Here is a 6,472-nt window from a genome sequence, read left to right as displayed (position 1 = left end):
TTCAGCCGCTTCGTTCAGAAGCAACTTTTATATAATACCATGTTGCTCATTTCGATGTCAACAACTTTTTCAAAAAAGTTTTTCAACCTGTTTTCAAGTCGTTTTCGTTTATCGGAAGTGCAACGTTATCTACTATATCACTATATCATTATCAGTGCAATACTTTTCTTCAATAAATATCTTGTTTTATATAAAACCTAGAAAAGAAAGCATTTATCCACTATCCTCCGCTTTTTATTACCAACAACTTTTGAAACCTACTCTCCATATCAGACCAATGGAAAGTAGATTTCAAACCCATTCCATCTGTTCACTCAATAATCTTAGCAATCGCCAAGTGCCGATGTGTTGTTAAATCAATAATGGAACCATCTGCTTCTTTTTTAATCATCGGTCGGAGGGGTGCATCTCGGTGGAGGAACATCACTTCACCTAACTCACCATCCGTCAACTTTACACGTGTGCCAATTGATAAATCGCCAACTAGTTTCTGAAGAGCCTCTACTACTTTAAGGTCAAACTTGCCAAACTCTTCTTCTTTTATCATTTCAATTACTTTAAAAGGAGAATGTTTTGGCCGATAAAGTCTTTCTGACGTCATTGCGTGATATACGTCTGCAACGGCTATAATTTGAGAGAATAGCGAGACTGCCCCTAACTTATCGCCTCTTGGATAACCGCTGCCATCCAATCGTTCGTGATGTTGAAGTATGGCTATTTTCATCTCCTGACGAAGTAGCGGGGATTCTTGTACCATTTTTAAACTGAACAATGTATGTTTCTTCACTTCGCTATATTCTTCTCTTGTAAGGAAGGCTGTTTTCTCTAAAATAGAAGGACTAATTTTAGACATGCCGCAATCCGCAAGTGTCGCTGCAATTGCTAGTTGCAACATATCCCCCTTTTCATACCCCATTTGTTTACTAATCGCTGCTGACAAAATACCAACCGCCACTGAGTGGTGATAAATATATTCATCCGGATTAGAAAACTCATTTAATAAAGCTAACATCTTTTTTTGCTTAACAAAATTTTCGATTAAAGGTAAGGTGAACGCTCTCACTTTTACTATGTCAGGTTTTTGACCAGCTCTCCAATAGAAAAATTCTTTTTTATAGTCTCGGACTGTTTCGTTATATTGTTTACGTAGCACATACATACTCATCGGAAGATCGTTCATCAATTCTTGTGTGGACATTGTAGATGCTAGCGATTCGTCTTCTTTTTTGGTGACGCGTTCTTCCACTAACACTTTCTTTATACCAAAAACTCGAAGGACTTCAATATGTTCTAACGTCAACTCTGTATCTTTGCGCATGATTGGATACTTCGTTTTTGAATAGACATCTTCTTTTAGCAAGATTCCAGCACGTAAGTCACTACTATTCTTCAGTATTTCCATTTCTAAAGTCTCACCGCTTCCCCATATCTCTTAAGAACTATCATACTCCAATTTATAAAATTAAACGATAGAAAAATATGAAAATGATCTGGAGATGTCTTTTTTAACCAATGTGCATATTTAATCGCATTTCATCGGTTGTCAGCTTCCGGTAGGCCTATGTGCAGCTAACACACTTCTTGATACCCCAATGACTCCTTGCGGCATCGTCCGCTGCATTAAAGTAATTCACACTTTACTGTGCGTTTTATGTAATTTCAACTTCCTACACTTGCCAACGTCATGATCAAATCAAATAAAAAAACCGTGTGAAATCAAATTACGGAGATTTCACACGGTTATACTTATTGAATCGACCATGCTACTTAGTCTGTTAACAGACAAGCATTCACAGCATATTTTTTATTCTTCGTCGTGGCTTTCTTCCACTTCACTGCTGCTTTCTACTTCCACTGATTGTTCCTCAGTTTCTGTGTCTGCATGATCTTCGCTATCAGAAGACTCTTCTTGCTCTTTTTCCACTTTCGCTACAGTTGCTACGTGTTCATCTTCACCAAGACGGATTAGACGAACACCTTGTGTGCTACGACCAATGGAAGAGATGTCTTCAATATCCATACGGATGAGAATACCGTGAATCGTAATTAGCATCAGATCTTCTGTACCATCTACTGTTTTCATGGCTACCAATGGACCGTTTCGATCGGTGACATTCAAGGTTTTTAGGCCATATCCTCCACGGGACTGGATACGGTACTCCTCTTCAGGCGTACGCTTTCCAAAACCTTTTTCCGTAACGACAAGAATTTCATCACCTTCTGCAACCGTATCCATGCCTACCGCCACGTCACCTTCACGTAAACGGATACCACGCACACCACTTGCAGTACGACCCATGCAACGGATATCACGTTCGTCAAACTTGATGAGCATGCCGTCTCTTGTACCGATGGCAATGTTTTGATCGCCGTTTGTCATTTTAACGCCAATCAATTCATCCTGGTCGCGTAACGTTAAGGCAATTAATCCGTTTGAACGGATATTTGCGAAATCGGCTACAGACGTTCTTTTCACAACACCTTCACGTGTAGCAAAGAACAAGTATTTATCCGCTTCAAACTTCTCGACAGGAATCATAGCTGTAACTTTTTCATCCTTATCGAAGTCTAGAAGATTAATGATTGGCAGTCCTTTTGCCGTACGGCTGAATTCAGGCACTTCGTATCCTTTTTTCCGGAACACTCTCCCTCTACTCGTAAAGAAGAGGATCGTGTCATGTGTGGAGGTATTCAACAAATGCTCAACAAAATCATCATCATTTGTTCCCATTCCTTGAATACCACGACCGCCACGACGTTGGCTACGATACGTATTGGCAGGTAGGCGCTTAATGTAGCCATTATGCGTTAACGTCAACACGGAGTTCTCTACAGGAATGAGGTCTTCATCCTCGAGCATTTCTGCGCCACCCATCGTGATTTCTGTTCTGCGATTATCCGCGAAACGGTGTTTCACTTCTAGAAGTTCTTCACGAATAATATCGACGACTTTTTGATCATCTGCAAGAATTGCACGTAATTCGGAAATGAGTACTAATAACTCTTGGTATTCATTTTCGATTTTGTCGCGTTCCAAACCAGTCAATCGTTGTAAACGCATGTCCAAAATTGCTTGAGATTGACGTTCTGACAAGTTAAAGCGTTCCATCAAACCGGTTTTTGCTTCATCTGTAGTTTTGGATCCACGAATTAATGCAATAATTTCATCGATATGATCGAGCGCAATCCGCAAACCTTCTAAAATGTGTGCACGATCTTCTGCTTTGTTCAACTCATATTGCGTTCTTCTACGGATAACTACTTTTTGGTGTTCTAAGTAATGATGTAAAATTTCTTTTAGTGCTAATATTTTCGGCTGTCCTTCAACGAGTGCCAGCATATTGATCCCGAAGCTTGATTGGAGAGCCGTATGTTTGTACAAATTGTTCAATAATACATGGACATTCGCATCTCTACGCACTTCGATAACAATCCGCATACCTGTACGATCCGATTCATCCGCTAAATGGGTAATGCCTTCGATTTTTTTATCGCGGACCAACTCAGCAATTTTTTCGATCAAACGTGCTTTGTTCACCTGATAAGGCAACTCTGTGACGATGATTGTTTCTTTACCGTTTGATTGCTGCTCAATTTCGATCTTCCCACGGATAACTATGGAACCGCGACCCGTTTCATAGGCTCTACGAATTCCGCTTCTTCCAAGAATGATTCCTCCAGTTGGGAAGTCCGGTCCTGGAATGATTTCCATCAATTCTTCAGTCGTAATTGCGGGATTATCTGCCATCGCTAATACACCATCAATTGTTTCTCCAATATGATGTGGTGGAATATTCGTTGCCATTCCGACAGCAATTCCAGACGTTCCGTTAACGAGTAAGTTCGGGAACCGGCTCGGTAACACAATCGGTTCTCTTTCTTGTCCGTCATAGTTGTCTTGGTAGTCAATCGTGTCTTTATTAATATCACGAAGCAATTCCATCGCGATGCGAGACATCCGAGATTCCGTATAACGCATTGCTGCCGCCGCGTCACCATCAACGGAACCGAAATTCCCATGGCCATCTACCAACATGTAACGATAGTTGAAGTCTTGAGCCATCCGGACCATCGTGTCGTAAACGGCACTGTCACCATGTGGATGATACTTACCGATAACGTCACCCACGATACGTGCTGATTTCTTATGTGGTTTGTCTGCAGTATTTCCTAGATCTTGCATTGCGTAGAGGATACGACGGTGAACGGGTTTCAATCCATCCCTCACGTCAGGTAAGGCTCTAGAGACGATAACACTCATTGCATAGTCGAGAAAGGATGTTTTCATCTCCGTACTGATGTTTATTCCTTGGACACCGCGTTTAGGCATATCTGCCATTTTGTCAAACTCCTTTCAACTCAGGCGCTTTTCTTGCACAGCCTGTCAACTGAACAATGCCCCTGTTTGTTGGCAGGTCCATGTGCTCGTGTTTGTTCTACTTCTTACCGAAAAATCGTCCAACAGGGGTTTACCTTGTTGGATGATTTCCCTTACTGCTCTATGAAAACGGATTACGCATCCAAGTTCTTTACATACATCGCATTTTCTTCAATGAACTTACGTCTTGGCTCCACTTCATCGCCCATCAATTGCTCAAAAGTCGTATCTGCATCCAATGCATCTTCGAGTTGCACTTGAAGGAGCGTACGTTGTTCAGGATCCATTGTTGTTTCCCATAATTGAGTGGCATCCATTTCACCAAGACCTTTATAACGTGTAATAACCGGTTTTGGCGTTGTAGACAGACGCGCTAAAATCGCTTGCAATTCTTCTTCATCGAAGCAGTACTCCTCATGCTTCCCTTGCTTCACACGATAAAGTGGTGGTTGAGCAATATACACATATCCTGCTTCAATCAATGGACGCATGAAGCGGAAGAAGAATGTCAACAGTAGCGTCCGAATATGGGCTCCATCGACATCCGCATCGGTCATAATGACGATTTTATGGTAACGGGCTTTCGACAAGTCGAATTCGCCGCCAATACCTGTTCCAAGTGCTGTAATCATCATTCGAATTTCAGCATTTCCAAGAATACGGTCCAATCTGGCTTTCTCTACGTTCAAGATTTTTCCGCGTAACGGCAGGATCGCTTGGAAATGACGATCACGACCACTCTTTGCTGAACCGCCCGCCGAGTCACCCTCAACGATATACAGCTCACTAATCTTTGGATCGCGAGATGAACAATCCGATAACTTACCAGGTAGACTTGAAACTTCCAAAGCGGATTTACGACGAGTCAATTCTCTCGCATTCTTTGCTGCAATTCGTGCACGTGCTGCCATAAGACTTTTATCGACGACTAATCGTGCAGTAATTGGATTCTCGAGTAGGAAACGTTGGAATCCTTCTGAGAATAAAGCATTTGTAATCGTACTGACTTCTGAGTTTCCTAACTTCGTCTTCGTTTGTCCCTCGAATTGTGGATCAGGGTGTTTGACGGAAATAATAGCAGTTAACCCTTCACGGACATCGTCACCCGACAAGTTCGGATCAGATTCTTTTATTATTCCATTTTTCCTTGCATAGTCGTTCACGACGCGCGTTAATGCAGTCTTAAAGCCTGATTCATGTGTACCGCCCTCATACGTATTGATGTTATTGGCGAATGAAAACAGATTTTCTGCAAATCCGCTGTTATATTGCATCGCAATTTCAATGGAAATCCCATCTTTTTCACCTTCTATGAAAATCGGATCTTCATGAATCGGTTCTTTGTTTTTATTCAAATGCTCAACGTAAGATTTAATGCCGCCTTCGTAATGGAAAGTGTCAACACGCTTTTCTTCTTCACGTTCATCCGTAATCGAAATGCGTAATCCTCTATTCAAATAAGCAAGCTCTCGTAAGCGATGGGCTAAAATCTCATATTCATAGACCGTTGTCTCCAAAAAGATTTCAGGGTCAGCTTTAAAACGGATACGTGTTCCTGTCTCGTCAGTTTCTCCGATCACTTCAAGCTCTTTCGTCACGACACCTCGCTCAAATGAGATGGCATGAACTTTTTCATCGCGGCGCACATACACTTCTGTGTATTCAGATAGGGCATTGACGACTGACGCACCTACACCGTGCAAGCCTCCTGAAACTTTGTAACCTCCACCACCGAATTTTCCACCTGCGTGAAGAACCGTCATAATTACTTCAACAGCCGGTCGGCCTGTGGATTCTTGGATGCCTACGGGGATACCACGCCCATTATCATCTACACGAATCCAGTTATCTTTTTCAATTGTCACTTCAATGTGGTCACAATAACCCGCCAAAGCTTCGTCAATACTATTATCGACAATTTCCCATACAAGATGGTGTAGCCCTCGCGAACTCGTTGTACCGATGTACATGCCCGGACGTTTACGGACAGCCTCTAAGCCTTCAAGAACTTGTATCTGATTCGCATCATAAGCTGTCTGTAATTCTTTTTCTTCCATAGCCAAAATGTTCACCTTTCCTTTCCGAACATCAATC

3 protein-coding genes are annotated in these 6,472 nt (G+C 42.0%); all 3 read right to left on the bottom strand.

What is annotated here, in order from left to right:
• Positions 1 to 310: 310 nt before the first annotated feature.
• The 3 genes from NRI27_RS11395 to gyrB all read right to left on the bottom strand — a co-directional run bounded on the left by NRI27_RS11395 (position 311) and on the right by gyrB (position 6,435).
• Positions 311 to 1,402: an HD-GYP domain-containing protein gene (locus tag NRI27_RS11395; protein WP_371390781.1), complete on the bottom strand. Its 1,092-nt coding sequence runs from the start codon at positions 1,400 to 1,402 to the stop codon at positions 311 to 313.
• A gap of 402 nt (positions 1,403 to 1,804) precedes the next feature.
• Positions 1,805 to 4,339 carry a DNA gyrase subunit A gene (gyrA, locus tag NRI27_RS11390; RefSeq protein WP_371390780.1) on the bottom strand — a complete coding sequence of 845 codons (2,535 nt, stop codon included), beginning with the start codon at positions 4,337 to 4,339 and terminating at the stop codon, positions 1,805 to 1,807.
• A gap of 173 nt (positions 4,340 to 4,512) precedes the next feature.
• The gene (gyrB, locus tag NRI27_RS11385; protein ID WP_371390789.1) at positions 4,513 to 6,435 is read right to left on the bottom strand and encodes a DNA topoisomerase (ATP-hydrolyzing) subunit B; all 1,923 of its coding nucleotides are present in this window, start codon (positions 6,433 to 6,435) and stop codon (positions 4,513 to 4,515) included.
• Between the last annotated feature and the right edge of the window lie 37 nt (positions 6,436 to 6,472).

The sequence above is a fragment of the Sporosarcina sp. OR05 genome (assembly GCF_041414805.1).
GTDB classification, from domain to species: Bacteria; Bacillota; Bacilli; order Bacillales_A; family Planococcaceae; genus Sporosarcina; species Sporosarcina saromensis.
This window is presented reverse-complemented; position numbering and strand designations above follow the sequence as displayed.

Excerpts from the sequence above, each read along its gene's own strand:
- gyrA (WP_371390780.1), bottom strand. The coding sequence starts at position 4,339 with ATGGCAGATATGCCTAAACGCGGTGTCCAAGGAATAAACATCAGTACG.
- gyrB (WP_371390789.1), bottom strand. The coding sequence starts at position 6,435 with ATGGAAGAAAAAGAATTACAGACAGCTTATGATGCGAATCAGATACAA.
- NRI27_RS11395 (WP_371390781.1), bottom strand. The coding sequence starts at position 1,402 with ATGGAAATACTGAAGAATAGTAGTGACTTACGTGCTGGAATCTTGCTA.